The sequence below is a fragment of the Marinobacter salsuginis genome (genome assembly GCF_009617755.1).
In the GTDB taxonomy this organism is placed as follows: Bacteria; Pseudomonadota; Gammaproteobacteria; order Pseudomonadales; family Oleiphilaceae; genus Marinobacter; species Marinobacter salsuginis.
On record NZ_BGZH01000001.1, the window covers coordinates 255687 to 282352 of the forward strand.

The following is a 26666-nucleotide window of genomic DNA, read 5'->3' on the forward strand; positions in this document are numbered from 1 at the left end:
ACCGTCAAATCAACATTAAATTCATGAACTCATGAACAGGTGTGCTTTCCAGTTTTTCCTGCTCCTTGCATAGACTGACGATAGTGTTACACCTCCGAGCCGGAAATCTCGTCTCGAGATTGGAGCGGAACTTTTCTTCCAAAAGCGGCATACCCTCCTTCCGGCGACGACGATGACCTATCGGATATTCGACAGCAATATTGTCCGTGCTCGAACCATCATTGAAAAACACCTGAATGGCATTAGCGATGGAGCGTTTGTCAGGTTCCAGATATTCGCGGGTATACCTCTCGTCCTCCACAACTTCCATTTTGTCCCGAAGTTCATCGATTATCGGATTAGCTAGATGGAAGCCGTCTTCATAATGCTCCGCGGTGAGACTACCAAAGGCGAGTGGCACGGCAGCCATATATTGCAGGCAATGATCACGATCTGCGGCGTTTGCAAGCTTCCCGACCTTGGAAATGATTCGGATCGCAGATTCATGAGTGGTGATCACGATCTTATTGATTTCGTTCAGTCGGTCTTTAACTTCCGAATGTAAGATAACAGCCGCTTCTGCTGCGGTTTGAGCATGAAACTCTGCCGGGAACGATATCTTGAACAGAATATTTTCCATTACGTAGGATCCAAAATCCTGGGGGAGCGAGAACTGGCGCTTATTTTCGGGCTTTAACTTCTGGTCTTTATTGGTTTTACTGAACAGAACGTCGTAAAAACCCCATTGAGGTGCTGTCAGCACTCCCGGAACCCCCATTTCACCTCGCATCGCAATATCCGCCAGTCGGACCGCCCGTGACGTGGCATCACCCGCTGCCCAGGACTTCCGCGAGCCGGCGTTGGGGGCATGGCGGTAAGTCCTCAGGGATTGTCCGTCTACCCAGGCATGGGACAGCGCAGAAAGCAGCTGCTCTCGGTCCGCGCCCATTAACCGGCAAGCCACCGCCGTTGAGGCCACTTTGACAAGCACCACATGGTCCAGGCCGACACGATTAAAGGAGTTATCCAAGGCCAGAACACCCTGGATTTCATGGGCCATGATCATGGCCTCCAGAACGGTTCGCATGGTTAACGGTTCTTTGCCCTCAGCAACCCGTTTCTGCGAAAGGTGGTCTGCAACAGCCAGGATAGCGCCCAGGTTGTCCGATGGATGCCCCCATTCAGCCGCCAGCCATGTGTCGTTGTAGTCAAGCCAGCGAACGATGCAACCGATGTCCCAGGCGGCCTTCACCGGGTCCAAGCGAAATGGCGTTCCGGGCACACGGGCACCATGAGGGACCACTGTACCTTCGACGATTGGGCCGAGGTGTTTGGTACATTCGGGAAAGCGGAGAGCCAGAAGGCCACATCCCAGGGTGTCCATCAGGCAATAGCGGGCGGTGCTCCAGGCTTCTTCACTGGTTATTTCATAGGTGAGAACGTAGTCCGCAATTTGTTGCAGAACTTCGTCGTAATCGGGACGTTCGTTGAGATCAAATGTTGCAGACATAGGGGGCCTCCTTGCCCCCACTATAGATTCGGTCAGAAGCTATCGCCAGGCACCCGCACCCAACCTTCCATCAAAACCCGCGCACTGCGGCTCATAATGGCTTTGGTTGCGGTCCATTGGCCATCCACTTCCTTCGCTTCCGCGCCAACGCGCAATGTGCCGGAGGGATGCCCGAAGGTCACATGGGTTCGGTCGCCACCGCCCGCAGCCAGGTTCACCAGGGTTCCAGGAACCGCCGAAGCGGTTGCAATAGCCACTGCAGCCGTGCCCATCATGGCGTGATGGAGCTTGCCCATGGAGAGCGCGCGAACCAGAACGTCTACGTCCCCTGCCCCGATGTTCTTGCCGCTTGAGGATAAGTAATCCGAAGGCTTCGCCACGAAGGCGACTTTCGGCGTGTGCTGGCGGTTGGCCGCTTCCTCGATATTCTGGATCAGCCCCATTTTCACCGCACCGTGGGCCCGGATGGTTTCGAACCTTGCCAGGGCTTTGGGATCGGAGTTGATGTCGTCCTGCAGCTCGGTGCCCTTGTACCCGATGTCTTCAGCGTTCACGAAAATGGTCGGGATTCCGGCGTTGATCATGGTGGCTTTCAGGATGCCCACACCGGGCACTTCCAGGTCGTCCACCAGGTTGCCGGTGGGGAACATGGAGCCTTCGCCATCGGCGGGGTCCATGAATTCCACCTGCACTTCGGCGGCCGGGAAGGTCACGCCGTCCAACTCGAAATCGCCGGTTTCCTGCACTTCACCGTTGGTGATGGGAACGTGGGCAACGATGGTTTTCTGGATATTGGCCTGCCAGATGCGGACAGTGCACGTGCCGTTCTCCGGAATCCGCTCTTTGGCAACAAAACCGCTGTTGATGGCGAAAGCGCCGACAGCCGCAGTAAGGTTGCCGCAGTTACCGCTCCAGTCCACAAACGGCTTGTCGATGGAGACCTGGCCGAACAGGTAGTCCACATCGTGATCCGGCTGCGTGGGATCGGCCAGGATCACCGTTTTGCTGGTGCTGGAGGTAGCGCCGCCCATGCCGTCGATTTGCTTCTGGTAGGGGTCCGGGCTGCCGATGACTCGCAGCAGGAGTTTATCCCGGGCTTCGCCCGGGGTTTGGCACGCCTCCGGCAGATCTTTCAGCCGGAAAAAGACGCCCTTGCTGGTGCCGCCACGCATATACGTGGCGGGGATTTTGATTTGTGGCTGGTGTGTCATGCCGCACCTTCCGATTGCAGGAAGTCCTCGGCAAACCGCTGCAACACACCGCCCGCGCTGTAGATGGACACTTCTTCAGCAGTATCCAGGCGGCAGATAACCGGAATGCGCTCAGTGCTACCGTTCTTCCGATGGATAACCAGCGTAAGCTCCGCGCGGGGCGCCGGGGTGCCTTCCACGTCGTAGGTTTCGGTGCCGTCGATGCCGAGTGTCTTGCGGGTAGTACCCTCCTCAAACTGAAGCGGCATCACGCCCATACCGATCAGGTTGGTACGGTGAATCCGCTCAAAGCCTTCGGCGACAATCGCTTCTACACCCGCCAGGGCAACGCCTTTGGCGGCCCAATCGCGGGAGGAGCCCTGCCCGTAGTCGGCGCCGGCGATGATGATCAGCGGTTGCTTGCGCTCCATGTAGGTCTCGATGGCTTCCCACATGCGGGTGACCTTGCCTTCCGGCTCGATCCGCGCCAGGGAACCCTGCTTCACATTGCCGTTTTCGTCCCGGACCATTTCATTGAACAGTTTCGGGTTAGCGAAGGTGGCGCGCTGGGCGGTCAGGTGATCGCCACGGTGTGTCGCATAGGAGTTAAAGTCTTCCTCAGGCACACCCATCTTGTGGAGGTATTCACCGGCTGCGCTATTCATCAGGATCGCGTTGGAGGGCGACAGATGGTCGGTGGTGATGTTGTCCGGCAACACCGCCAGAGGGCGCATGCCCTTGAGGGTCTTCTCACCTACCATACCGCCTTCCCAATACGGCGGGCGACGGATGTAAGTGCTCTGCGGACGCCACTCATACAGCGGGTTGGTGTTGGCCTGGGCATCCCGGGTGATGTCGAACATCGGGATGTAGGTGCTGCGGAACTGCTCCGGCTTGACGCTGGATTTCACGATGGCATCGATTTCCGCATCGTCCGGCCAGATGTCCTTAAGGGTGACAGGATTGCCATCCTGGTCGTAGCCCAGCGCATCTTTCTCGATATCAAAACGGATCGTGCCCGCGATCGCGTAGGCAACCACCAGCGGGGGTGAGGCCAGGAACGCCTGCTTGGCATAGGGGTGAATCCGGCCGTCGAAGTTCCGGTTACCGGAGAGCACCGCCACGGAATACAGGTCTCGGTCGATGATTTCCTGCTGGATTTTCGGGTCCAGGGCACCACTCATGCCGTTGCAGGTGGTACAGGCGAAGGCCACCACACCGAAGCCCAGTTGCTCAAGTTCCGGCAGCAGTTTGGCTTCTTCCAGGTACATCTTGACCGTTTTGGAGCCCGGCGCCAGGGAGGTCTTCACCCATGGCTTGCGGGTCAGCCCCAGCTTGTTGGCGTTACGGGCGATCAGGCCTGCAGCCACCATGTTGCGGGGGTTACTGGTGTTGGTACAGCTGGTGATAGCAGCGATGATACACGCGCCATCCGGCATCTTGCCCTCTTCCTGCTCCCATTCACCGGCGATGCCGCGTTCTGCCAATTCGGATGTTGGCAGATGCGCATGGGGGTTGGAGGGGCCAGCCAGGGTACGGGTCACTTTGGACAGGTCGAACTTCAGCACGCGCTCGTATTCAGCGTTCTTCATGCTGTCGGCCCAGAGACCGGTTTCCTTGGCGTACTTCTCTACCAGAGCGACCTGCTCGTCTTCACGACCGGTCAGCTTCAGGTAATCGATGGTCTGGCCGTCGATGTAGAACATCGCGGCGGTGGCGCCGTATTCCGGAGTCATATTCGATATGGTGGCACGGTCGCCAACGGTAAGGCTGTCAGCGCCTTCACCGAAGAACTCCAGGTAGGCGCCAACTACGCGCTCCTTACGCAGGAACTCCGTGATGGCCAGCACCATATCGGTACCGGTAATGCCAGGCTGCAGCTTGCCCGTCAGTTCAACGCCCACGATATCCGGCAGGCGCATCATGGAAGCCCGGCCAAGCATAACGCTCTCGGCTTCCAGGCCGCCTACACCAACGGAAATAACGCCCAGGGCGTCAACCATCGGCGTATGGCTGTCAGTGCCGACACAGGTATCCGGGAAAGCAACACCATCGCGGTTCTGAACCACCGGGGACATTTTCTCCAGGTTGATCTGGTGCATGATGCCATTGCCGGGAGGAATCACGTCTACGTTCATGAACGCGGTCTTGGTCCAGTTGATGAAGTGGAAACGGTCGTCGTTGCGGCGGTCTTCGATCTGGCGGTTCTTCTCGAACGCGTCTTTTTCGAAACCGGCGTGTTCGACGGCCAGGGAGTGATCCACGATCAACTGGGTCGGCACTACCGGGTTGACCTTCGCAGGATCACCACCCTTCTCTGCGATGGCATCACGCAGGCCGGCCAGGTCCACCAGGGCGGTCTGGCCGAGGATGTCGTGGCACACAACGCGAGCGGGGTACCAGGGAAAGTCCAGGTCGCGCTTGCGCTCGATCAGCTGCTTGAGAGAGTCCGTGAGCATCTCCGGATCGCAACGGCGAACCAGTTGCTCCGCCAGGATCTTGGAGGTGTACGGAAGCTTTTCGTACGCGCCGGCCTGGATGTCTTCCACGGCCTGGCGGGTGTCGAAATAATCCAGGTCGGTGCCTGGTAACGGTTTACGATATTCGGTGTTCATGGGCGCTCCTCAATCGGTACCCACTTGGCATCCGCCGGGCCTGTGTAATCGGCACTTGGGCGGATGATGCGGTTGTTGGCGCGCTGCTCTTTCACGTGGGCGGTCCAGCCGGAAACCCGGGACATCACAAAGATCGGGGTGAACAGTTCGGTCGGAATGCCCATGAAGTGATAAGCGGATGCGTGGAAGAAGTCGGCGTTACAGAACAGCTTCTTCTCGCGCCACATGACTTCTTCACAACGCTCGGAGACCGGATACAGCACGGTATCGCCCACTTCGTCCGCCAGCTTCTTGGACCACTGCTTGATAATGGCGTTGCGCGGGTCGGACTCTTTGTAGATCGCGTGGCCGAAACCCATGATCTTCTCTTTGCGCTCCAGCATGCCCATCAGGCCTTCTTCGGCCTCTTCCGGCGTCTTGAACTTCTGGATCAGGGCCATGGCCGCCTCGTTGGCGCCGCCGTGCAGAGGCCCGCGCAGCGAACCGATGGCGCCGGTCACACAGCTGTGGATATCAGACAGCGTGGAGGCACACACGCGGGCGGTGAAGGTGGAAGCGTTGAATTCGTGCTCTGCGTACAGGATCAGCGACACGTTCATGACGCGCTCGTGCAGTTCGCTGGGCTTCTTGCCGTGCAGCAGCTCGAGGAAATGGCCGCCGATGGAGTCCACATCACTTTCAGTTTCGATACGAACGCCTTCGTGGGCGAAGCGGTACCAGTACGTAATGATGGACGGGAACACCGCCAGCATGCGGTCGATCTTGTCGTCCTGCTCGCTGAAATCTTCTTCGGTTTCCAGGTTGCCCAGCATGGAGCAGCCGGTACGCATTACATCCATCGGATGGGCGTCTTTGGGGATCTGCTCAAGCACGGTTTTCAGGGCAGCCGGCAGGCCGCGCAGGCTTTGAAGTTTTTTGGTGTAGGCGTCCAGTTCCTGGCGGTTGGGCAGTTTGCCGCGCAGCAGCAGGTAGGCGATTTCCTCAAACTGGGCTTTTTCAGCCAGATCGGCAATGTCGTAGCCGCGGTATGTCAGGCCGGCGCCGCTTTTGCCTACCGTACAAAGTGCAGTTTCGCCAGCTACCTGGCCTCGGAGGCCTGCGCCGCTCAGTTGTTTTGCTTCAGCCATTGTTGTCTCCCATCGTTATCTTGTTTGGGGTGTCTGTCGGATTAACCTTTACTCTGCTGAAACAGTTGGTCCAGCTTCTGCTCGAAATCGTGGTAGTTCAGGAAATCGTACAACTCCATGCGGGTCTGCATCAGGTCAACCACGTCTTTCTGGTCGCCCTTTTCCAGGATGTTCTGGTAAACAGTGAGAGCGGCCTTGTTCATCGCTCGGAAGGCGCTGAGCGGATACAGAACCATATCTGCGCCGGCTTCAGCCAGTTCCTTACGGTTGTATAAAGGCGTGGCACCGAATTCGGTAATGTTGGCCAGGATGGGCACGTCCAGGGCTTCAGAGAAGGCTTTATAGTGCTCAAGCTCGGTGACTGCTTCGGCAAAGATGCCGTCAGCGCCAGCTTCGATGCAGGCCTTGGCACGCTCAATGGCAGCTTCGAGGCCCTCTTTCTGGAAGGCGTCGGTGCGGGCCATGATGAAGAAGTCTTTGTCTTCACGGGCATCCACAGCGGCCTTGATGCGGTCGACCATTTCTTCCTGGGATACGATTTCCTTGTTCGGACGGTGGCCACAGCGCTTCTGGGCAACCTGGTCCTCAATATGGACAGCGGCTGCACCGGCACGTTCCATCTCTCGAATGGTACGGGCGATGTTAAAGGCGCCACCCCAGCCGGTATCAATGTCGACCAGCAGCGGTACGTCGGTAGCTGCGGTAATACGGCGAACATCCTCGACCACATCGTTCATGGTGGTCATGCCCAGATCCGGCAGGCCGTAGGAGGCGTTGGCGACACCGCCGCCAGACAGGTAAATGGCCTGGTGGCCCACTTTGTCGGCCATCATGGCGGCATAAGCGTTGATGGTGCCGACAATCTGCAGGGGCTGGTTGTCTTTGAGCGCCTTGCGGAAGCGGGCGCCGGGGCTGAGTTTGTTGGTCATGGTGTTGGCCTCTTCTCTTTTGGATTCTTGTTGTCGGATTATGACTTTGGCTAATCCGACCTACGTTAGATGGTGATTTCGCCTTCCTGGATTTTCTTTTCGATGTTTTGTCTGGCGGCATTGATATGTCGCTTCATCAGGAACTCCGCCAGCTCGCCGTCGCGCTGGGCGATGGCTTCCACGATTCGCCGGTGTTCGCCGAGTGCCCGTTTCGGACGCCCGGTGGAGGTGCTTAGCCGGTAACGGTACATGCGCACCATGTAGTAAAGATCACCCAACAGCATCTGGGCCAGTTTGGTGTTGCGGCTCCCGGTGGCGATCCGGTGGTGGAAGTCGTAGTCGCCTTCGGCCTGGTAATAGGCCTGGCCCTGGGCTTCGTCGATCATGCGTTCGTGGGTGTCGAGTGTCGCCTGGAGGTCGGCGATTTCCTGATCGGTCATGCGCTCGGCTGCCTGGCGCGCGGCCAGTCCTTCCATGACTTCACGTATGCGGTAGAGCTCCATCAGCTCGGAGGCGCTGACGGAAACCACCTTGACGCCGGCATGGGGGCGGCGCACCAGAAGGCCGCGGGACTCAAGGCGGCCCAGGGCTTCCCGGAGCGGGCCGCGGGTGAGATCGAACCGGGAACAAAGCTCCAGTTCACCGATCTTTTCGCCCGGGGCCAGCTCGCCTTTCACGATTGCCGTTTGCAGACAATCGAAGGCCTCATCGGCGCGGGTGTAGGTAGGAGACAGTAACTCAGACATAGTTTGTCAACAAAACCTGATTGATTTTGAGAAAAGCTACGCCTGAGCGGCCATATTGTCAACAATATTGGCTAAATTGAGCCTCTGATTGTTTACAATAGATCCAATCAATCAATAGAGCTTTCGCTCAGCGACAGGTGGCGGGGTGTACTGATAAAGCCAGGTTTCGGTAAGCGCCTCGGTGCCCAGCCTGAGGTACAGGCGAATATTGACGGGTTCAACCGAGTCATCCGGCACCAGGTCAAACATGGCCCGGTAACCGTCGATTGCAGACAATGGTCTGGCGGACGTGATTTCAACCTCTCCGCGGCTCACACTGATAACCGGCTCCACATCCGCGCCCTTGCTGAGCATCTCCAGGGCACCGCCAGCAAAATCAACCGCAAAACGCCTTGAAAAATAGGTGCGCTCCTGGCCCACTACACCGCCCAGCCCGGTCCGGGTTGCCTGCACCGTGGCCAACTCATAGGGCCGCACCGGCGCCTGCTCCCCCCAGTGCAAGCGGTAACTGTAGAGGTACTCCCTGCCTGGCAACAGAGGCTCTTCGGGGTGCCAGAAAGCAACGATGTTATCGAAGGTTTCATCCACGGTGGGAATTTCCACCAGGTCAACACTGCCACGTCCCCAATCTCCTCGAGGCTCCACCCAGAGGCTGGGACGCCGATCGTAGAACACACCGTCATCCTGGTAGTGGTCAAAATTCCTGTCCCGTTGCATCAAGCCAAAGCCTGCGGGATTGTTATCCTCGAAACTGTTGAACCGGAGGTTGGCGGGGTTCACCAGTGGTCGCCACAACCATTCACCGTTGCCGTTGCGCATGGCCAGGCCGTCGGAATCGTGTATTTCCGGGCGCCAGTCGTAGCCCATGCGATCGTCATTTTCGCCCACCTGGTACATGCTGGTCAGCGGCGCGATGCCGGCCCGGGTGATTTCGGTTCTCGGGTACAGCGCCACATCGACATCCATAACCATGTTCCGTCCGGGGTCCAGCACAAACGCGTAGGCACCGGTGGTGCTCGGTGAATCCAACAAGGCCCAGACCCGCAGCAGCTGGCTATCCGGTGCCGGCTTCTCCAGCCAGAACTCCGAGAAACGAGGGAATTCCTCCTTCCGGTTCATGCCGGTATCTATCGCCAATCCCCGGGCAGAAAGACCATACTGCATCTCCGAGCCCACTGCCCGGAAATAGCTGGCGCCCAGGAAGGCAGCCAGATCCAGGGCAAAGTTGTTGTGGTAGTGAACCCGAAAGCCCGCGTAACCAAGATCCTCGGGCAGATCGCCCAGAGGCTGTTCTCCCCTGTATCGAAAAAGCTCCTGTCGATAGGCCAGTTCATTGGCCTCTCCCTCGACGACTTCATAAATTCTGACCGGCTGCTGAAAGTACAGCCCAAGATGAAACAGCTGAATCTGGAAAGCAGTATTATCGCCACGCCAAAGGGCCTGGTCGGCTCGGAAAGCGATGGCCTGGTAATCGTCCCAGGAAATGTTTTTAAGGGTTCGAGGCAACTGGCCTTCGATGGAAACATGAGCCTCGCCTGCCAGCGCCCGAGCTCGGCCCTTTAGCCAGGCATAGCTGAACCCCGGCATAGAGCCGCCTGCCGCACGGGAGATTCCGGAACCGAAAGCTGATAAAGGCAGAGCACCCACACCGAACGCAGAGAGCAACACCTTTAGCAGTGTTCTTCGCGCTATCATCGTTTCTCTTGCCTATGCCTGACCACCTTCGCACCAATCTGGTGCATTATCTGAACCACGCTCCAGCTAAACATTAGACGAGATCTCCAATTTCAAGACTACGAAGCCTTGATATAAGTTACGGCAAAAGCACGCCTTGGCTCATAGTAGGCAACAAATCCATGTAGCCCCCTGCATTTGTGGTATTAACTTGGGTAAACTCGGCACACTTTGTGAAAGTACAACCGTTCATAGGCTTGCGCAGAGGCGTTGAGCAGACTCGAGGGCGTGAAAACGACCATTAAAGGACGAATGATATGATCAGAAAATGCCTGTTTCCCGTTGCCGGCTACGGCACTCGCTTTCTCCCGGCCACCAAGGCGATGCCGAAGGAAATCCTGCCAGTGGTGAACAAACCACTGGTTCAGTATGGCGTTGAAGAAGCCGCGGAAGCCGGTATCCATGAATTTGGTTTTGTTACCGGCCGGGGTAAGCGGGCTATCGAGGACCATTTCGACATCAGCTACGAGCTTGAACACCAGATTGCGGGCTCCGGCAAGGAAGACCTGCTGACCTCCATCCGTGATCTGATCGACCACAACAGTTTCGCTTTTACCCGGCAAAATGAAATGAAAGGGCTCGGCCACGCTATTCTCACCGGTCGCAACCTCGTAGGCGATAGTCCCTTCGCGGTTGTGCTGGCCGATGACTTCTGCATTGGCCCGGAAGGTGAAGACGGCGTACTGGCGCAAATGGTGAAACTGTATAACCAGTTCCGTTGCTCCATTGTTGCGATCGAAGAGGTTCCGGCCGACGAAACCCACAAATACGGTGTGATTGCCGGTGAATCCATGAAGGACGGGCTTTACCGGATTACCGATATGGTGGAAAAGCCGGCCCCGGAAGACGCCCCGAGTAATCTGGCAATCATCGGCCGCTATATTCTCACGCCGGACATCTTCGACATTATCGAGCGGACTCCCGCCGGTAAGAACGGTGAAGTCCAGATTACCGACGCCCTACTCGAACAGGCGAAAAACGGCTGCGTACTGGCTTACCAGTTCAAGGGACGCCGGTTTGATTGCGGCAGTATTGATGGCTTTGTGGAAGCCACCAACTACGTTTACGAGAACATCTACAAGAAAGGCAAGTAAGGAATCCGGGGCGGTATCAGTTGCCCAGGATCTGAAGAATCATTCGCCGGTTTTCCGCGCTTGTCCTGCGGAACCGGCGAAGCAGCTCCACCTCTTCTCCGGTCAGTTGTACCTTCTCAAGTACTTCTTCCAGCTCGGCCACCGATGCCAAAAGCTCATCACTCTTATCCAGGGCAATACCGGGAAGTTCAAGTTGCCCGTGGTCCTCGGGCTTCTCTGGCTCCCAATGCTGCATGGGTTGCGCATGTTGCATGGCCACTTACCTCGTCATCCAAACCGGGAAACCTGTCCCGATAATGCCCTGCGAAGTGAATCAATCCGGAAATGTAACGTACATATAGCTTTGCACACAATCTGCCTATACTAAAGGAGTCTTCGCAGCTCCTGGGCAACAACCAACAGGCTATTTATGGCGGCAAGAACACTGGATATCGACTCGGCATGGGAGTTGGTGCTTAGCGCAGTAAACCGCAGCAATGTGACACTGCCGTTGCCGGGAACCGACAAAGAAGCAGTAAAACTCAATGGACACGGCGCTTGGCACCTGATGCAACCGGCCACGGGTGAAGCGAAGGATCTGCTCTCGGTGTTTCTTCCCCTGTGTCGGCCGGTGCCAGCGGATGGTCGCCCCAAAGTTATCGGCCAGCTCGGCCAAAGCCTCGATGGGCGAATTGCGACGGTGACGGGACGCTCGCGCTTCATCAACGGCGACGATGGGATTACGCACCTGCACCGGATCCGTGCGGTATCCGATGCCGTGATCGTTGGTGCCGGCACCGCCGCCACCGACAACCCCCGTTTGACCGTACGGCGCACCAACGGTCGCAACCCGGTACGCGTGGTTATTGATCGTCATCACCGCGTGCCGGACAGCCATCACCTGTTTACCGATGGTGCGGCCCCTACCCTACGATTGGTGGCCGGTCGCTATGACAAAGACAGGAATCCGTCTATTGAATCCGCTGTTAGCGAAATCCCCTGTCTTGGAGATGCGGACGCCAAAGCCCCCGTCGATCCGAAGCTGATTCTTCAGGTACTGTCGGATTTCGGGCTAAAAAAGGTGTTCGTGGAAGGTGGCGGCGTCACCGTCTCATCATTCCTCAACGCCGGCTTGCTGGATCGGCTTCACGTAATGGTCGCCCCCATGATCATCGGCAGCGGCAGACCCGCCTTTTCGCTCCCGGAAATCGATTTTCTGGACGATGCGCTGCGGCCAAGAGCGCAGCTGGTCAACCTTGGAAGCGATATGCTCTTCGCCCTGGATTTCTCCCGAGAGGCATAGGCCGATTTAGCGACTGGTGAACAAAAACACAACCCCGGGCAAGCTCGAAACCAGCACCAGCGCCCCGTACCCCACACTGAGCGCTACCCCCTGCTCCGCTGGCAATCCGGCCATGGGCCAGATCAGCGCTGCGGCGCCCTCCCTGATTCCCCAGCCGGCAACCGTCAGAGGTATGACCATGCTCAGAAGCAGAATACTGCCCAGGCCGACAATCAACCCTGCCTCCGCCCAGGTATCAACGTAACCCGCACCCCAGGCCAGGCAGAGAAACACCCCCAGATAGCTCGACAACACCACCAGTGAAGAACCGATCTGAACCGGCAATACTGAGCAATCCAACAACGACAGATACAGATCACGCCGAAGGCGCTGCAGGTAATCGGCAAGGCCCGCTTTCCGTGCTAGCCATGGGGCTATGGCAACAAAGAGAATGCCAACTCCAAGCCACGCCCAGCCATTCCAAAAGCCGGCAGTAAGCTGCCCCGAACCAAACAGCCACGCGATGGAAACTGCGACAACCAACGCCAGCACCAACTGGCCCGAGAGCCGCTCGATGGCGACCCCGTGGACAGCCGCGAGACGTTTACCGGCACCCTCACCGTGGCGCCATGCCCGGTTAACATCACCAAGGACGCCACCGGGCAGAACCTGGTTCAGGAATGTCGCCAGATAGTACTCTCGCACGGCAACGCCATAGTCCAGGGACAATCCAAGCCTCTTTGAGGTGAAGCGCCAACGCCAGGCAGAGAGCAGCACCTGCACTACGGTGAGTACCAGCGCGGGTATCAGAACAAAAGGAGAAAAGCGGACAAGCTCCTGCCAGAGCGCGCTGGTATCGACAGAGCGAATCACGAATCCAATGACCAAAACCGTGATCAACCACCGGGCCACCAACCGAACCCGCTTTTGACGCACCTCCCTCAAGCCAGCTGCCCGGTTGGCAGAGCCAAAAGGTCGAGATGCCGTACGACGACGTTCAGGCTGCCCTCAGACAACTGATGGTTCCGCGTTTCCAGCCAGAGGTTAAGGCGGTCCCTGTCTCCCGGAGATTGCTCGATCGCCGCCTCGGTCCATCCCTCCATCAGCATCCGGGCCAACGCCTGATCCTCGCTGCCCAGGGTCCAGGGCGATTCCGCCAATTTCACCTGGTAACCGTCTGCGTCAAGCAGCTGCTTCAGCGTAATGGGGGCCTCTGGCCCAAGCGCCGTACCGGTGCCTTTGTCCCCATGCTGATGCTGGTTCACCAGAGTTCGAATCAGCTCATCATCGGGATGACCGGGGGACAGTTCAAATTGCCCTGCGTAGCTCAGCGCGATCAGTATTGCTGAATTCCTGCGCCACGCCGCCTGACTGAGGGCTTTCAACCAAGTCTCGGAAACAAGATCAATCAGTGCTGACGCCGTGATCAGGGACACCTCGGGGGGCAGGTGCTGCTCAATATTCTCCGGTGACAATTGCACCGCGCGCGTTTCAAAGGGTACATCCAGCACATTTACCCGTTGCCGGGCCTCGCGCAGCAGCGCCGCGTCCTGATCCAGGGCCAGCCAGGCTTGAGGTACCTGAAGTGCAGGCACCAGAAACAGGGCGTTGGAACCACGGCCGGTGCCAATGTCGACAATCTGCATGGGGCAATGAATTTCAGGCGGCAGGCTATCGTAACGGTCGAGCAGCCACCGGTTCAGTTCCGCGGTCAGTTCTATCGAGCGAGCCCGATGATCTGCCGGTTCCCGGGCTGCCAGCCATTCGCTCTCGAATTCTGAATGCTGGTGCGGGTTTGCAGGAAATCCCCTGAAGTATGCTAATGCCTCGCAAAAATCCCGGGCGGTATCGGCCCATGATCGAACCCGCCTGGATTCCCTCGCAGCCAGTTTGCGCGCATGTTCGAGCTGGTCCGGATCCACCAGCCAGTTCCTGAGTCGGGCCTCGAGAGCCCTGATATCCCCGGCACAATACTGCACCACGCCCGGTCTGGCGGAGGTTTGCGCCAGGGCGCCGCCATCGGAGGAAATAATCGGCAGTGCTTCCGCCAACGCCTCGTCGATCACCATGCCGTAGCCCTCATAGAGCGAAGGCATGACAAAAAAGTCGGCCTGAGTGTAGAGATCGGCAAGCCCTGAGTCGTCCACTTCACCGACCAGGACAATCCTGTCTTCAAGGCCGGCCGCGGCAACCGCCCGACGGACCTGGTGGCTGTACCCCGGATCACGGCTGTCAGACCCGGCCAGTGTGCAGCGCCACGGTAGAGCCTTCAGTTTTCCCAGCGCTTCCACCAACTGATGTTGGGCCTTTCTCGGGGACAGATGGGCGACGCATAGAATGTGAGGGCCACTGCTTTCAGCGGGCTTGCTCCGGACTCGCGTTGTTTCAGCCCTGGCCACACCCGGCTCAGCTACTCGAATGGCCTCCGGCAGAACCTCGTAATCCGCAAGGCGGGCGGCCGTGTGTTGACTGGTGGTAATAACGCCTTCCACGAAGCCGAGGGCCCGCTTTTCGGATTCCAGAAACCATTGCCTGTCTGCCTCGCTGAGGCCGGTCTCGTCAGCAAGCGGATGATGAACCAGCCCAAACAGAGTTAAACGTCGGGAATGCTTTTCCACGATCTCCGGCAGCCCGCCCATGGTAAGGCCATCAAGGACCACAGACGTGCCAGCGGGCAAACTCGCGAGTTTCTGATCCATCGCTTCGCAGGCGACACTGTCCGGACGCGGAAACTGCCCGGCCAAACCGCTCACCCGGGCCGTGCAACCGTCTTTGCAAAGTGCTTCTACCAACTTACGAACATACCGGTAACCGCCGGTGTTCTGTTCCGGGTCGCCCGGAACGAGAAACTCGACCACTCCCGGTACGTCAGATTCCGGCATGGTAGCTGGCCCAGGCAATGTGAGATTCAGAGAGGGTAACTTTCAGGCTGACAATACCCTTTCCCGTCTCCCCCAATCGGCCCCCATGAATGGCCGCCGCCATCCGGTCGAACACCAGCTTCGCCATAAACTCCGTAGTGGTGTTCCGGCCTCGCAGTTCCGGTAGCTCGTCGAGGTTCTGCATGTTGAACTCTGAGAGAACATTCTTGAGAAGGTCGGAGGCCAGGCCGATATCCACGATCAGGTCGTCCTTGTCCAACTGGTGACGCTCGAAGGTCACATCCACCACATAAGTGGCACCATGCACTTTCTGCGCTGGGCCAAAGATCTCTCCATCGAAACTGTGGGCAATCATCATATGGTCCCGGACCGTCAAGCCGAACATAAACTCTCCTTAGCAGATCATTATGAATTATCAGTAAACAACGCGATGGCAGAGTGTTTCCCGGCCATCGATCAGAATCCGTGCCATGGACTTTGGCAGGTCCTCGAACCGGCACTCACCGGTAATCAGCGCATCCAGGGCATCCTCACTCAGTAGTTCCAACGCCAGCGCCAGGCGCTTGCGATAGTCCCACCTGGGAACCCGGGAGGGCGCAATCTGCCCGACCTGACTGGATTTCAGGGTCAGACGACGCGGATGAAATGCAGCACCCAATGGTGCGGAGACCAACTGATCCCCGTACCAGCTCATTTCAATCAGTGTCGCCTCCTGCCCCGCCAGCCCCAGAGCCGTTTCCAGGCCCGATGGGTGGCCGCTGGCATGTATCACAAGGTCGTGATCGTCGGCGGTAGGTTCGGCACTAAAGGTCAGCCCCAGTTGTTCGGCAACGGTCTGTCTCTCCGGGTTTGTATCGATAGCGGTAACCCGGGTGCCCGGAATGCGACTGGCCAGCCAGGCGACAAGCAGACCAACCACTCCAAGACCAACCACCGCGATTCGATCGCCGACCGCTGGCGATCCATCCCAGAGACCGTTGACGGCGGTTTCCATATTGGCAGCAAGAATCGCTCGCTCGGCGGGCAGGTCTTTCGGTAAGGGGGTGACGGCCGACGCCGGCACCCGATAATAATCCTGGTGCGGGTACAGGCAAAACACCGTTTGACCGACCAGTTCCACGGGCCCTTCAATCACCTTTCCTACGTTGGCATAGCCGTACTTCACCGGCCAGGGGAATTCACCGGCCTGGAAGGGTGCCCGCATTGCGGTGTATTCGCTTCTGGGAACACGACCGTGAAAGACCAGTGATTCGGTGCCCCGACTTATCCCCGAATAGAGGGCCTGGACCGTGACAGTCTCTCCTGCCTCCCCATCACCCGCCGGCTCCAGAGGCGTTTCCAGAATTTCGCCCTTTCCAGCGCCGGTTACCCACCAGGCCCGGGCGACGGTCTCTGTATTGGAATTCTCTGGATCACGTTGCAAAGGGAGCTCCTTTCCTGGCGTTGTTTTGCGCGGCATTGGAAACGGCCTTTCCTGCCTGAACCATCAGGTCTGAACGCGGTCAATGCTCGTAAGCACACTCATACATATCAACTATAGTCAGTGTACAGTGCGCCCGGGGTGTTTGATGCCTGCAAACCTATACGCTGGAGTTCAGTGATGGATTCTAACGGCCGTTCAGCTTCACATTGGGTCGCCCTCCCGCTGGACCTCGCCTGGGGTTTTGTCCTTGTAACCCTCTTATGTCTGGCTACAGGCTGGCTGGCCGGGCCTCCCGTTCTTTTCTATCTGCTGACAGTCGCACTCTACCTTTGCGTCTGCGGCCTGGTTTCCCGGGCCTGGCCCGAAAACCGCGACTTCGGCTGGGCGAACCGGGCAACCCTGTTGAGGGGTTGCCTCGTGATTGTCCTCTTCGCCTTGGCTCCCTTTGCAGAACATCTGACTGACAACCTCTGGTTGTATGGCTGGATGGCACTGTTGGCACTCATTCTGGATGGCGTGGACGGAAAAGTTGCCAGGGCAACCGGCTCCGAGAGCGACTTTGGCGCCAGATTCGATATGGAGATGGATGCCCTGTTCATCCTCGGGCTCAGTATTGCCGTGCTGGCGTTGGGAAAGGCAGGCATCTGGGTGCTTGCCCTCGGCCTGATTCGCTACGCTTTCGTTGCCGCTGGCCACTTTGCGGATTGGCTGAATGCGCCACTGCCAGACAGTTTCCGACGGAAGACGATTTGCGTTTGGCAGATCGTTACCCTGCTCGTGGCGGTACTTCCGCCAATCAATTCGCTGTTTGCCAGCACCACCCTGGCAACCGCACTTGCTCTGCTGGTGTGGTCGTTTTTCGTGGATATTCACTGGCTTTATCAAAGGAGACATCACCATGATGTTCAATAACCGGAAAACCATTACCCGTTCTGCCCTTGCCTTGCCTGCGGTCCTCGCATTGAGCCCTGCAGCCTCGGCCGAGCCGCAAGATTTCATCGTCGACGACGAACACTTCTCTATGTTCTTCGAGATCATGCACATTGGTTACGCCCCGGTCATGGGCATGTTCCGAGAAGTGGAGGGCCAGTTCGTTTACGACGAGGAAACCATGGAGCTGAAGTCGGGCCAACTGGTATTCCAGAGCGACAGTGTGTTCACCAATCACAAGAAGCGTGATGAACACGTTCGCAACGAGGACTTTCTCGACTCTGACGAATACCCCGAGATCACTTTCACTGTTACCGACTTTGAAACAACCGGCGAAAACACTGGCAAAGTAACGGGAGATCTGGAGCTACTTGGCCAGACACGGCCCGTGGTATTGGATGTAACCCTGAACAAATCCGACGTTTACCCCTTTGGCCACGAGGAATACACGCTGGGGATCAGCGCTTCCACCACACTGAAACGCAGTGAATGGGGTATGACCTATGGTCTGGATGGTGAAATGGTCGGCGATGAGGTCAAATTGCATTTCGGTTTCGAGGCGATACGTGAGTCCGGCATGTTCTGATTTGTCAGTGGCGATAATGTGACCCGCTGCACAACGCGGACACATTCTGTTACAGGATCGGGCCGGATTTTTGGGCTGCGGCGCAAAGCCCGTTATGTTTAGAACTACAACAATAATCAAGGGACCTGCCGCATGCCCGGTAAGGCTATTATTCTTTTCACAATCATAACTGCCGTTGTGGTTGGCACGGGGTATCTGCTTTCCGCCGACAACCACACCCGATTCAGTTGGTTCACGAAGCCGGCCAGCGACATCGGGTCCGCTTCTTCTCAGAGCCCAATTGAGACAGTCCAGCCGTCACCCGATCCCGTGCATCAACCCGAGCCACCATCGGACAACGCCCTTGGCTTTATGCTGGCCAGTGTTGCCGATCAGTACGCTGAAGCCACACGATATCCAGCCTGGTCGGTGCCTCTAAGCCCGGAACAGGCCCGCGCCTACCGTGGCAATCACTACGAGCCTGTCAGCCTGCCTCTGGAGGGTAACGGGCAATTCACAGTCACGCTTGAAAAATACCGGTTTACAGAAGGCGAACAGATTCTTGTTGCTGCGGCCATTCAAAGCCCTCAGGTAGTTGACCGCTCTCTTTCCGCAACCCTGGAGAGACCCGAAAGCCGTGATGCCGTCGCCAGCACCACACTGGAGCAAGCCGGTTCGCCGGGTTACTTCGAGGGCGTTCTGGCCGCCAATGAGTCACCGGGGGAATACCGCCTGATCGTCGAAGCCCGGCTCGACGGCAAACCAGTTCGCCACGCCTCAACGCTGACCGTCGAGCCCTACCTGGGGGACTTTGAGGGGTTGGGCAATGCCCGGGTCAGCGGCAACAACCTGATTATCCCCGTTCGGTTCTCTCCGGAAGATCCCGGCTTTTATGCGCTCTCGGCCCAGCTTTACGTCGGCCAGCGTCCGGTTGCCCAGCTGCAGGTGGAGAAACGGCTGGACAGCACTTCGGACACCATCAACCTCAGGGCCCACGGCACAGTGTTGGCGAACCAGACCGTGGACGGTCAACTTCAGCTGAAGAACCTGCAGATTCGCCAGCTCCCAGCCAGGCCAGGTGACAGAACCAACTACGCTTTCGGCCCCGACGAGGGCTACTCATTCACACCGCCGGACCTCGAGAGCCTGACCGATACCCCGGCGGTGGACCCCGAATCGGAACAACGGGCGGCGCTGCTCAGGCAGCTTGCCGACAAGTTCTGATGGCAGAGCGTGAGCTTTGCGCCGGCTGACGCCGGGCTGTACCGCCACAGAGTGGCGGAGAAACGTCTTGTGACAACAATAACTCAGCAAAGACGGAGCAACTATGAAAACAACAAAGATCGGAAGTGCCTGTAAGGCCGCCCTGGCGGTCGCCATCACCGGCAGCCTCTTTGCCGGAACCGCCCAGGCCCAACTGGCCGGGCACAATGTGATCCTGGTGCACGGCTTCCAACAGGAAGACCTGGCCAACCCTCCCGCCAACCTTCAGGAAGTGAAGAGCGCCGGTGAGGACTACTGGCGCACCTTCTGGCTCTCCCGTGCGGAGGCCCGCATCGACTGGGGCAGTGACGGGCGCGTTGAGGGTGGCATTGCCCAGCAGGCCTATGAACAGATGCGGCAGATCAGTCAGCAAGGGCTGTGCAATGACTACTGCATTGTCGTTTCCCACTCCACCGGTGATCTGGTTACGCGCTATCTGCTGGAAAACCAGGCTCGCTGGCTTCAGTCTGAGGGCCTTCAACCGCTGAAAATCCTGGCGTCCCTCGACTACTCCGGCGCAGGCGGGGGCACAGAACTGGCCAACCTGGCCTTGAGCCTTGCCTACAACGACAGCTGGTACAATTGGCCCCTCAGGGCGGCGGTCGAAGCGTTCACAGGCATTGAGCCGGAACCAGGAAAACTGGGCGTGGTAAACGACCTTCAGACCAATGCAGCGCGCAACCTGGCGGTGAGCCCGAATTCGATCCCCAGGTTGCGCTTTGTGGCCGGTGGATCGTCCTACGGCGGAATCACCAAGCCGTTCATTGCTGGTACCGACGATGGCGTGGTCCCCACCCATTCTGCCTGCGGTGCAACCTCCGCATCCGGAATTGATTCCTGCTCCTCAAGTATCAGCCTCGCGGGGAAGGTAACCAGCCAGAATGGCCCAAGTGCTCTGTACTTCAATCACTACCCGGTACTGATGAACGAGGGTGTCACCCACAGCGGTGTGCTCGGTTCCGAGACAGGCAACATCTCCGTGCCGGTGGTCAACAACACCACCCTTGGCGGCCTGCAGGTTGATTTCGCCAGCCGCACCTATAACAAGCGTGCATGGTGGCAGTGGTGGGGTTCCGGTGACCGATACATCGAAGTGCCGGGTTCGGACCAGACGGATATGTCCAGTCTGGTTTACACCACCCTGAACAACTGACTGCTCCTGGACAGATCAAACCAAAGGCTCAGGGAAGAGCCTTATCCCGCCTCGGTAATTCTACCCATCTTTCCTTTTTAGTTCGCAAACTATACATTGGTTCGCTTTCCCCGTTTGATTCACTCATTGCCGGCAAGCCATAACCGATGTCTGACACTCACAAATCTGATCTTCTTCTGGTTATTGTCACCCTGTTCGCTGCCATCAGCTGGATGTTCTCCAAAGAAGCCGTGCTGCTGATGCCCCCGCTGATGTTCATGGCCGCCAGGTTTCTGATTGCTGGCACGGTCCTGGCTTTTTTCGCCCGGCGCGCGCTGATGAAGCTGAGCCTGGATCAACTCCGCAGAAGCGTGGGGGTCGGCCTTGTGTTTGGCACGGCCATGACCTGCTGGGTGATGGGACTGGTTCATATTACCAGTCTGGGCGAAGGAGCTTTTCTGACCAGTCTGGGGGTTGTCATTGTTCCCATCATCGCCCGTTTGGTGTTCAAGGAGGCCCAGCCTCCGAGTACCTGGCTGGCCATTCCTATTGCCGTTGCCGGGCTTGCATTTCTATCCCTCGAAAACGGATTTCGCCCCGAAGCGGGCCAGATCTTCTTTGTTATAGCCGCGACGATCTTCGCCCTGTATTTCAATCTCAATACCCGGGCGGCCAATCAGAGAACGGTGATCAACCGGCAGGGCAAGACTGTAGAGAAACATCGAGTGCCAGCCCTGCCCCTGACAGCCATTGCCCTGCTCACAGTAGGTATGCTGACGCTGATCGAATCCATGATTATGGAACCCTGGCGGCCTACCCTGAATAACCTCTCACCAATGCTGGTATGGTGGGTGGTGGCCAGTGCCGTGATTGGAACGGCCGGCCGCTTCCTGCTTCAGACACTGGCCCAGAGCCTGTCGGCAAACAGCCATGGCGTCGTGATTCTGGTGCTGGAACCAGTGTGGGTTGCTCTTTTCGCGGCAGGTTGGTTTGGCGAGACCATGACCAGCATTCAACTGGCCGGCTGTGGCCTGATCTTCGCCGCATTGATCGTCAACCGCTGGGCAGTTTTGAGCAAACTGATCAAAGAGAAACTACGGAATCGGAAAACCGCATAAAAGAGGTTGACCGGCATCGGCTGAATCAGTATATTTCGTCCCCGTTGCAGGACACAGGACCATAGCTCAGTTGGTTAGAGCGCTACCTTGACATGGTAGAGGTCCCCAGTTCGAATCTGGGTGGTCCTACCAATTCTGCAAGAAAGTCAGTTGCTTACGTGCCTCGTAAGAACTGGCTTTTTTTGTGCCCGAAATAACCTCTCAGACACTCTCACCGCTGCGAACGGTGCTTTTCCTGTTCGACGACTATCAGCTCCTCCAAATCAAACCCTTCTGCCCTGGCCCGATCCTTGAGTGACTCTATCGCCTTTTCGCTGACTTCCGGCGTACGTGAGAGGAACCAGAGATAGTCCCTGTTGTGCCCGGTCACTCTCGAAACCGGTGACCGGCTCAATGTCCTCGGGAAGACCGGTACAGCCATCGACAGCAATAAGCCCGACTAGCAAGGACCATCTTTTGACAACGGCTATCATCTCGAACGCTCCGTTTTCGAATATCAGAAACGACAAGGGCCAGCAGTTGCTGGCCCTTGTTTCATACTTTGTAGAAGTCCCGATACCAGTCTACAAACCTGGCAATGCCCTCCTCTACGGGCGTGGCCGGTTTATAGCCGACGTCTTCGATCAGATCATCGACATTGGCGTAGGTGGCGGGTACGTCCCCGGGCTGCAGTGGCAGCAGGTTTTTCTCGGCTTTCTTGCCAACCCGCTCCTCGATAATCTCGATAAACCGGGAGAGCTCAACCGGGTTGTTACTCCCGATGTTATACAACCGGTATGGCGCCTTGCTGGTGCCTGGATCCGGGTTCTCGCCGCTCCACTCGCCGTTGGGTTCAGCAACATGGTCGAGGGTGCGGATCACGCCCTCCACGATGTCGTCGATGTAGGTGAAATCCCGGCGATGGCGGCCATGGTTGAAGACGTCGATGGGTTCGCCGGCGAGGATCTTCTTGGTGAAGATAAACAACGCCATATCCGGCCGGCCCCAGGGACCATAGACCGTGAAGAATCTGAGGCCAGTGGTGGGCAGGTTATACAGGTGGCTGTATGTGTGGGCCATGAGCTCATTCGCCTTCTTGGAGGCGGCATAGAGGCTCAGAGGGTGATCCACGTTGTCGTGAATCGAGAAAGGCATGGTCTCGTTGGCGCCGTATACCGAGCTGCTGGAGGCGTATACCAGATGCTTCACCTTATTATGCCGGCAACCTTCAAGGATATTCATGAAGCCAACAAGGTTGGCATCCACATAGGCGTGAGGATTCTCAATGGAATACCGCACGCCTGCCTGGGCAGCGAGGTGCACCACCCGCTCCGGTTTATGCTCGGCGAAAAGCGCCTCCATGGCGGCCCGATCTGCTACATCCTGGCGGACTTCGGTAAAACCGGCTTTGTCGGTCAGGCGTTTCAGCCGCGCTTCCTTCAGGTTCACATCGTAGTAGTCGTTGACGTTATCAACCCCAATGACTTCATCCCCCCGGTCAAGCAGGCGATGAGCCAGGTGTGAACCGATAAAGCCGGCCGTGCCGGTAACAAGAATCTTCACGTGTCTCTCCCTGAAATGAATGCCGGACTCAGAAGGATACGCCGGCGCTCACGAACGGCCCGCCAATCTCGACATCCAGGCGGTCGCTGTCGTCCTCGTAATCAATGGACATCTGGCGATAGCCTGCACGGAACTGGATCAGCGATATCTCGTACTGACCGTAGGCGTTGAAATCGTGCAGCGAATCGCCGTCGAAGCTGATGAAGTTGCCTTCGGCACCCACGGACAGGCCAGTCAACGGCAGATCAAATCGTGCTGCCAGATAGCCCATCGGGATAACTGCGTCGACGCTGGTCTCGCTTGATGCCAACCCATTCGCTTGCTGCACGATCAGATCGCCGGAAAAATCGCGAGCGGTCAGACCAAGATCGAGATTTACCCAGTTATCCAGAACTTCGTAATAGAGGGTCAGATCCAGCTGTTCCAGATCCAGATTGGACTGCACCTCGCCCGAGACGCCGTCGAAGCCGGCGAGACCGACATCGCCACGGCCACTTTGTTCAACCAACGTGTAATTGAGTCGAACATTAGGCAATAGCGGCACCGGATGCTCCAGATACAACGAAGCATTGGCGTTGGAGTCGCTGTCGAGATTCAGATCGTTTTCAACATCCACAACGTCATTGTTGGTGGCAGCCTTACCGGAAAGATCCGAATCCCAGTAACTTACGCTGGCACCCAGACCAACCACATCTGCCTGTGACAGAGGCGCCACCAGGATCAGTGAACCACCTACAGCAAGCATCAGTTTACGCATGACACACCTTCTATTTGTTGTCTGTTTCTATCAGTCGAACTGGATTCCCAGACGGCGCCCGACTTCTTCGTAAGTTTCGATCACTTCGCCAAGCCCCTGGCGGAAACGATCCTTATCCATTTTCTTGCGGGTTTCCTTGTCCCAGATCCGGCAACCGTCCGGGCTGAATTCATCGCCCAGCACGATCTTGCCTTCGCTGCGACCAAACTCCAGCTTGTAGTCCACCAGCAGCATGCCGGCGTCATCGAACAGGGCCTTGAGCACGTCATTTACCCGGTAGGTCAGGGCTTTCATCTGCTCCAGTTCGTCGGCTGAGGCCCAACCAAAGCTGACGGCCAGGGATTCGTTGACCATGGGATCGTGGAGCGCATCGTTCTTCAAAAACAGTTCGTACGTGGGCGGATTCAGCTCCTGCCCTTCTTCGACGCCAAGCCGACGGCAGAGGCTGCCTGCCGAGACGTTGCGGACCACGCATTCAACCGGGATCATGTCCAGTTTCTTCACGAGCGATTCGGTCGACGACAAGAGTCCCTCGAAATGGGTCGGTACGCCCGCCGCCTCGAGTTTTTCCATAATGAACGCATTGAACTTGTTGTTCACCATGCCCTTGCGATTAAGCTGTTCCTTTTTCTCGCCGTCGAAGGCGGATGTGTCGTCACGGAACACCAGCACGAACCGCTCGGGGTCGTCGGTACGGTAGACGGATTTAGCCTTGCCGGCGTACAGTTCTTCGCGTTTTTCCATTGGGGGTCTCCGAAAAGCGGCCGCCCTGAGCGGCCTCTTCCTGAATCAGTATAGGTAATCGAATAGTTGCGCGAGCAGATCCGCCGTCGTGCGGCTGCCAGTGTAGTCCGGAACCTCGTCGGCGGAGATGACAATGGCGTCGCTCTGCTGGCTGAGGTTTACAGTGTGGGTATGCTGCGGCGCCTCTTTATCACTGAACCAGCTGAACCAACCCGGATCCCGCTCGTCTTCGGTCCGGAAATCGACATGGAACCAACCCTCACTGCGGTTCAGATCAACAACAGGAATGCCCGAGTCTGTCAGCGCCCGGCTTACTTCAGCCCAGGAACGACCATAATCAAGCTCCATGCGGATCGAGACCGCCTCATCGTTTTCCGAGATCAGGCGAACAAGCGGATCGCTAACCATGCCGGATGCTGCTCGGGAAAAGGACTTGGTTTCCTCCCGGGCCCTGAGAAAATCTCCCAGGTCTGACAACAGGCGTCGCTGAAGCTCCAACGCCTGCTCCGAGGGGTCGGACACACCGCTCCAGGGGATCAGTTCGTCTGGCTGATCCGCCACTTCCAGTTTGCGCACCTGCACTTCGGTGGTCTTACGACGAACGCCGGGAGCCATACGCAGCTGGAGGACGACTTTCTGTTCGCCAGCAGACGGATTATCGGAAAGCTCCACCAGTTCCCTGGCGCGCTTGCTGAAGTTGGCAAGCTCAGTCTGCAGGAGGCCGAGCTGGGGGCTGTCAAAACCAACGCCCAGGCCACGGTCCGACAGGTAGCTGTTCACCGCGGGCCAGATTCGTCCGGGCACATCGTTCACCAATAGCCAAAGCCGGCCATCGAGCTCTTCAATCACATAGTTTTCATCCAGGATGTCCGAGGTCATGTCCGGCGGACGCGGTATATCGGACGGGTACATCTTGCTGGCATCGGCCGGCTGGACATCACGGATTGGCATGGTCTGGCTGAAACGGGAATCGTCGGCGGTTGGAGGCAGTTCCAGCGGCTTCCCTTCCGTCGCATTTACGTAGCGCTCGGAACGATCTTCAACGAAGCTGCATCCTGAAGCTGCTGCGAGAAGCAGCAGCCCGGATACCATAACAGCGGGTTTCAACATCAGGTTACTACCGGTTCCTTTTAGAACCTGCATCAGGTTACTCCGGGGCTGGGATGATTTAAGCAAACTCAGAGTACACCTGAGGCCTTGAGGGCATCTTCCACTTCGCTATGGAACTTTTCGCTGAGCGGTGTCAGCGGCAGGCGGATGCCCTCCCCGATCATTCCCATTCGGTGAAGCGCCCATTTAACCGGAATCGGGTTCGCCTCAAGGAACAGCTTCCGGTTGAGCGGCATGAGCAGTTCGTTCAGACGCTCGGTCTCTTCGCGGTTTCCTGCTACGGCAGCTTCGCAGAGCTGGGCCATGGCTTTCGGAGCTACGTTGGCAGTCACAGAGACGTTGCCTTTGGCACCCGCGAGCATCAACTCAGCCGCGGTGGCATCATCACCGGAGTAAACCGCAAGACGGCCATTCAAGGCTTCGATCAGTTCAGCACCGCGGGGAATATTGCCCGTGGCGTCCTTGATACCCACGATGTTCGGGATATCAGCAAGCCGCAGCACGGTCTCGTTCAGCATGTCGCAGGCAGTCCGGCCGGGCACGTTGTACAGCATCTGGTTCATGTCGGGGACGGCTTCGGCGATGGCTTTGAAATGCTGGTACAGGCCTTCCTGGGTCGGCTTGTTGTAGTAGGGAACAACGAGCAGACAGGCATCGGCGCCAAGCTTATGGGCTTCGGCCGTCAGTTCAATGGCCTCACGGGTACTGTTACCGCCCGTGCCCGCAATAACCGGGATGCGACCATTAACGCGTTTGATGATGTGGCCAATGGTCTGGCAATGCTCTTCCGGGTCGAGCGTTGCGGATTCGCCAGTGGTGCCCACAGCCACAATGCCGTGCGTGCCGTTTTCAATATGAAAGTCTACCAGCTTGTCCAGATCCTCCCAGTGAATATCACCGTTTGGATGCATGGGCGTGACCAGTGCGACAAGGCTACCCGTAATCATAAAAGCTCCGTCCGAATAAAACCGATATGGTAATGTTGGGCACGAACTGACACAAGGGAATTAAAGGA

General features: G+C 57.6%; 25 protein-coding genes and 1 tRNA gene. 8 read left to right on the top strand and 18 right to left on the bottom strand.

What is annotated here, in order from left to right:
- Nucleotides 1-4 precede the first annotated feature (4 nt).
- From prpD to GJU83_RS01170, 7 genes are all read right to left on the bottom strand, one after another.
- On the bottom strand, nt 5-1489 hold the full coding sequence (gene prpD, locus GJU83_RS01140; RefSeq protein WP_069183453.1) for a 2-methylcitrate dehydratase: 1485 nt from the start codon (nt 1487-1489) through the stop codon (nt 5-7).
- A 32-nt stretch (nt 1490-1521) separates the two neighbouring features.
- Nucleotides 1522-2700: a 2-methylaconitate cis-trans isomerase PrpF gene (gene prpF / locus GJU83_RS01145; protein ID WP_069183452.1), complete on the bottom strand. Its 1179-nt coding sequence runs from the start codon at nt 2698-2700 to the stop codon at nt 1522-1524.
- Nucleotides 2697-5294, bottom strand: a complete 2598-nt coding sequence (gene acnD / locus GJU83_RS01150) for a Fe/S-dependent 2-methylisocitrate dehydratase AcnD (RefSeq protein ID WP_069183451.1) — start codon at nt 5292-5294, stop codon at nt 2697-2699. The genes prpF and acnD overlap by 4 nt, the downstream gene beginning before the upstream one ends.
- The gene (prpC, locus tag GJU83_RS01155; protein WP_069183450.1) at nt 5291-6421 is read right to left on the bottom strand and encodes a bifunctional 2-methylcitrate synthase/citrate synthase; all 1131 of its coding nucleotides are present in this window, start codon (nt 6419-6421) and stop codon (nt 5291-5293) included. Before prpC ends, acnD begins: the two co-directional genes overlap by 4 nt.
- Before the next feature lie 41 nt (nt 6422-6462).
- A complete protein-coding gene (gene prpB, locus GJU83_RS01160; protein ID WP_069183449.1) occupies nt 6463-7350 on the bottom strand; it encodes a methylisocitrate lyase in 888 nt (295 codons plus the stop codon).
- Nucleotides 7351-7415: 65 nt separating this feature from the next.
- Entirely contained in the window at nt 7416-8096 is a 681-nt protein-coding gene (locus GJU83_RS01165) for a GntR family transcriptional regulator (protein WP_069183448.1), read from the bottom strand.
- A gap of 111 nt (nt 8097-8207) precedes the next feature.
- Complete coding sequence (locus tag GJU83_RS01170) at nt 8208-9788, bottom strand: OpgD/OpgG family glucan biosynthesis protein (RefSeq protein ID WP_205632658.1); 1581 nt, start codon at nt 9786-9788, stop codon at nt 8208-8210.
- A gap of 299 nt (nt 9789-10087) precedes the next feature.
- On the opposite strand from GJU83_RS01170, the gene galU reads away from it, so the two are divergent.
- The gene (galU, locus tag GJU83_RS01175; protein WP_064228337.1) at nt 10088-10924 is read left to right on the top strand and encodes a UTP--glucose-1-phosphate uridylyltransferase GalU; all 837 of its coding nucleotides are present in this window, start codon (nt 10088-10090) and stop codon (nt 10922-10924) included.
- Between the two features lie 16 nt (nt 10925-10940).
- Here galU and GJU83_RS01180 read toward each other — a convergent pair whose 3' ends face one another.
- On the bottom strand, nt 10941-11177 hold the full coding sequence (locus GJU83_RS01180; protein ID WP_069183446.1) for a hypothetical protein: 237 nt from the start codon (nt 11175-11177) through the stop codon (nt 10941-10943).
- 156 nt (nt 11178-11333) lie between these two features.
- On the opposite strand from GJU83_RS01180, the gene GJU83_RS01185 reads away from it, so the two are divergent.
- Nucleotides 11334-12206: a RibD family protein gene (locus GJU83_RS01185; protein ID WP_069183445.1), complete on the top strand. Its 873-nt coding sequence runs from the start codon at nt 11334-11336 to the stop codon at nt 12204-12206.
- Nucleotides 12207-12212: 6 nt separating this feature from the next.
- Here GJU83_RS01185 and GJU83_RS01190 read toward each other — a convergent pair whose 3' ends face one another.
- Genes GJU83_RS01190 through GJU83_RS01205 form a run of 4 tightly spaced genes read right to left on the bottom strand, consistent with a single transcriptional unit; the run spans nt 12213 to nt 16490 of the window.
- A complete protein-coding gene (locus tag GJU83_RS01190; protein ID WP_227514494.1) occupies nt 12213-13097 on the bottom strand; it encodes a lysylphosphatidylglycerol synthase transmembrane domain-containing protein in 885 nt (294 codons plus the stop codon).
- 29 nt (nt 13098-13126) lie between these two features.
- Entirely contained in the window at nt 13127-15067 is a 1941-nt protein-coding gene (locus GJU83_RS01195) for a glycosyltransferase family 4 protein (protein ID WP_069183443.1), read from the bottom strand.
- Nucleotides 15054-15452 (bottom strand): 6-pyruvoyl trahydropterin synthase family protein, encoded by a 399-nt coding sequence (locus GJU83_RS01200; protein ID WP_069183442.1) that lies wholly within the window; start codon nt 15450-15452, stop codon nt 15054-15056. The genes GJU83_RS01195 and GJU83_RS01200 overlap by 14 nt, the downstream gene beginning before the upstream one ends.
- A gap of 30 nt (nt 15453-15482) precedes the next feature.
- Nucleotides 15483-16490: a zinc-dependent alcohol dehydrogenase gene (locus GJU83_RS01205; protein ID WP_069183441.1), complete on the bottom strand. Its 1008-nt coding sequence runs from the start codon at nt 16488-16490 to the stop codon at nt 15483-15485.
- A 177-nt stretch (nt 16491-16667) separates the two neighbouring features.
- Here GJU83_RS01205 and GJU83_RS01210 point away from each other — a divergent pair, with 177 nt between their 5' ends.
- From GJU83_RS01210 to GJU83_RS01235, 6 genes are all read left to right on the top strand, one after another.
- The gene (locus GJU83_RS01210; RefSeq protein ID WP_069183440.1) at nt 16668-17402 is read left to right on the top strand and encodes a CDP-alcohol phosphatidyltransferase family protein; all 735 of its coding nucleotides are present in this window, start codon (nt 16668-16670) and stop codon (nt 17400-17402) included.
- Entirely contained in the window at nt 17389-18006 is a 618-nt protein-coding gene (locus GJU83_RS01215; protein ID WP_153633517.1) for a YceI family protein, read from the top strand. Before GJU83_RS01210 ends, GJU83_RS01215 begins: the two co-directional genes overlap by 14 nt.
- 132 nt (nt 18007-18138) lie before the next feature.
- Nucleotides 18139-19209 (top strand): AsmA family protein, encoded by a 1071-nt coding sequence (locus GJU83_RS01220; RefSeq protein ID WP_153633518.1) that lies wholly within the window; start codon nt 18139-18141, stop codon nt 19207-19209.
- Between the two features lie 103 nt (nt 19210-19312).
- Nucleotides 19313-20401, top strand: coding sequence for a hypothetical protein (locus GJU83_RS01225; protein ID WP_069183438.1), 1089 nt, complete (start codon nt 19313-19315; stop codon nt 20399-20401).
- Between the two features lie 146 nt (nt 20402-20547).
- Nucleotides 20548-21498: a DMT family transporter gene (locus tag GJU83_RS01230; protein ID WP_069183437.1), complete on the top strand. Its 951-nt coding sequence runs from the start codon at nt 20548-20550 to the stop codon at nt 21496-21498.
- Nucleotides 21499-21553: 55 nt separating this feature from the next.
- Nucleotides 21554-21630, top strand: a tRNA-Val gene (locus GJU83_RS01235).
- Between the two features lie 79 nt (nt 21631-21709).
- Here the strand turns inward: GJU83_RS01235 and GJU83_RS18935 are convergent.
- The 6 genes from GJU83_RS18935 to dapA form a co-directional block, all read right to left on the bottom strand.
- Nucleotides 21710-21868: a lipocalin family protein gene (locus GJU83_RS18935; RefSeq protein WP_167352694.1), complete on the bottom strand. Its 159-nt coding sequence runs from the start codon at nt 21866-21868 to the stop codon at nt 21710-21712.
- A 164-nt stretch (nt 21869-22032) separates the two neighbouring features.
- On the bottom strand, nt 22033-23040 hold the full coding sequence (locus tag GJU83_RS01245; RefSeq protein ID WP_069183435.1) for an NAD-dependent epimerase: 1008 nt from the start codon (nt 23038-23040) through the stop codon (nt 22033-22035).
- 28 nt (nt 23041-23068) lie between these two features.
- A complete protein-coding gene (locus GJU83_RS01250; RefSeq protein WP_069183434.1) occupies nt 23069-23797 on the bottom strand; it encodes a TIGR04219 family outer membrane beta-barrel protein in 729 nt (242 codons plus the stop codon).
- A gap of 30 nt (nt 23798-23827) precedes the next feature.
- Nucleotides 23828-24541, bottom strand: a complete 714-nt coding sequence (gene purC / locus GJU83_RS01255) for a phosphoribosylaminoimidazolesuccinocarboxamide synthase (RefSeq protein WP_069183433.1) — start codon at nt 24539-24541, stop codon at nt 23828-23830.
- Between the two features lie 45 nt (nt 24542-24586).
- Nucleotides 24587-25684: an NlpB/DapX family lipoprotein gene (gene bamC, locus GJU83_RS01260; protein WP_069183432.1), complete on the bottom strand. Its 1098-nt coding sequence runs from the start codon at nt 25682-25684 to the stop codon at nt 24587-24589.
- 35 nt (nt 25685-25719) lie between these two features.
- Nucleotides 25720-26598, bottom strand: coding sequence for a 4-hydroxy-tetrahydrodipicolinate synthase (dapA, locus tag GJU83_RS01265; RefSeq protein ID WP_069183431.1), 879 nt, complete (start codon nt 26596-26598; stop codon nt 25720-25722).
- Nucleotides 26599-26666 lie beyond the last annotated feature (68 nt).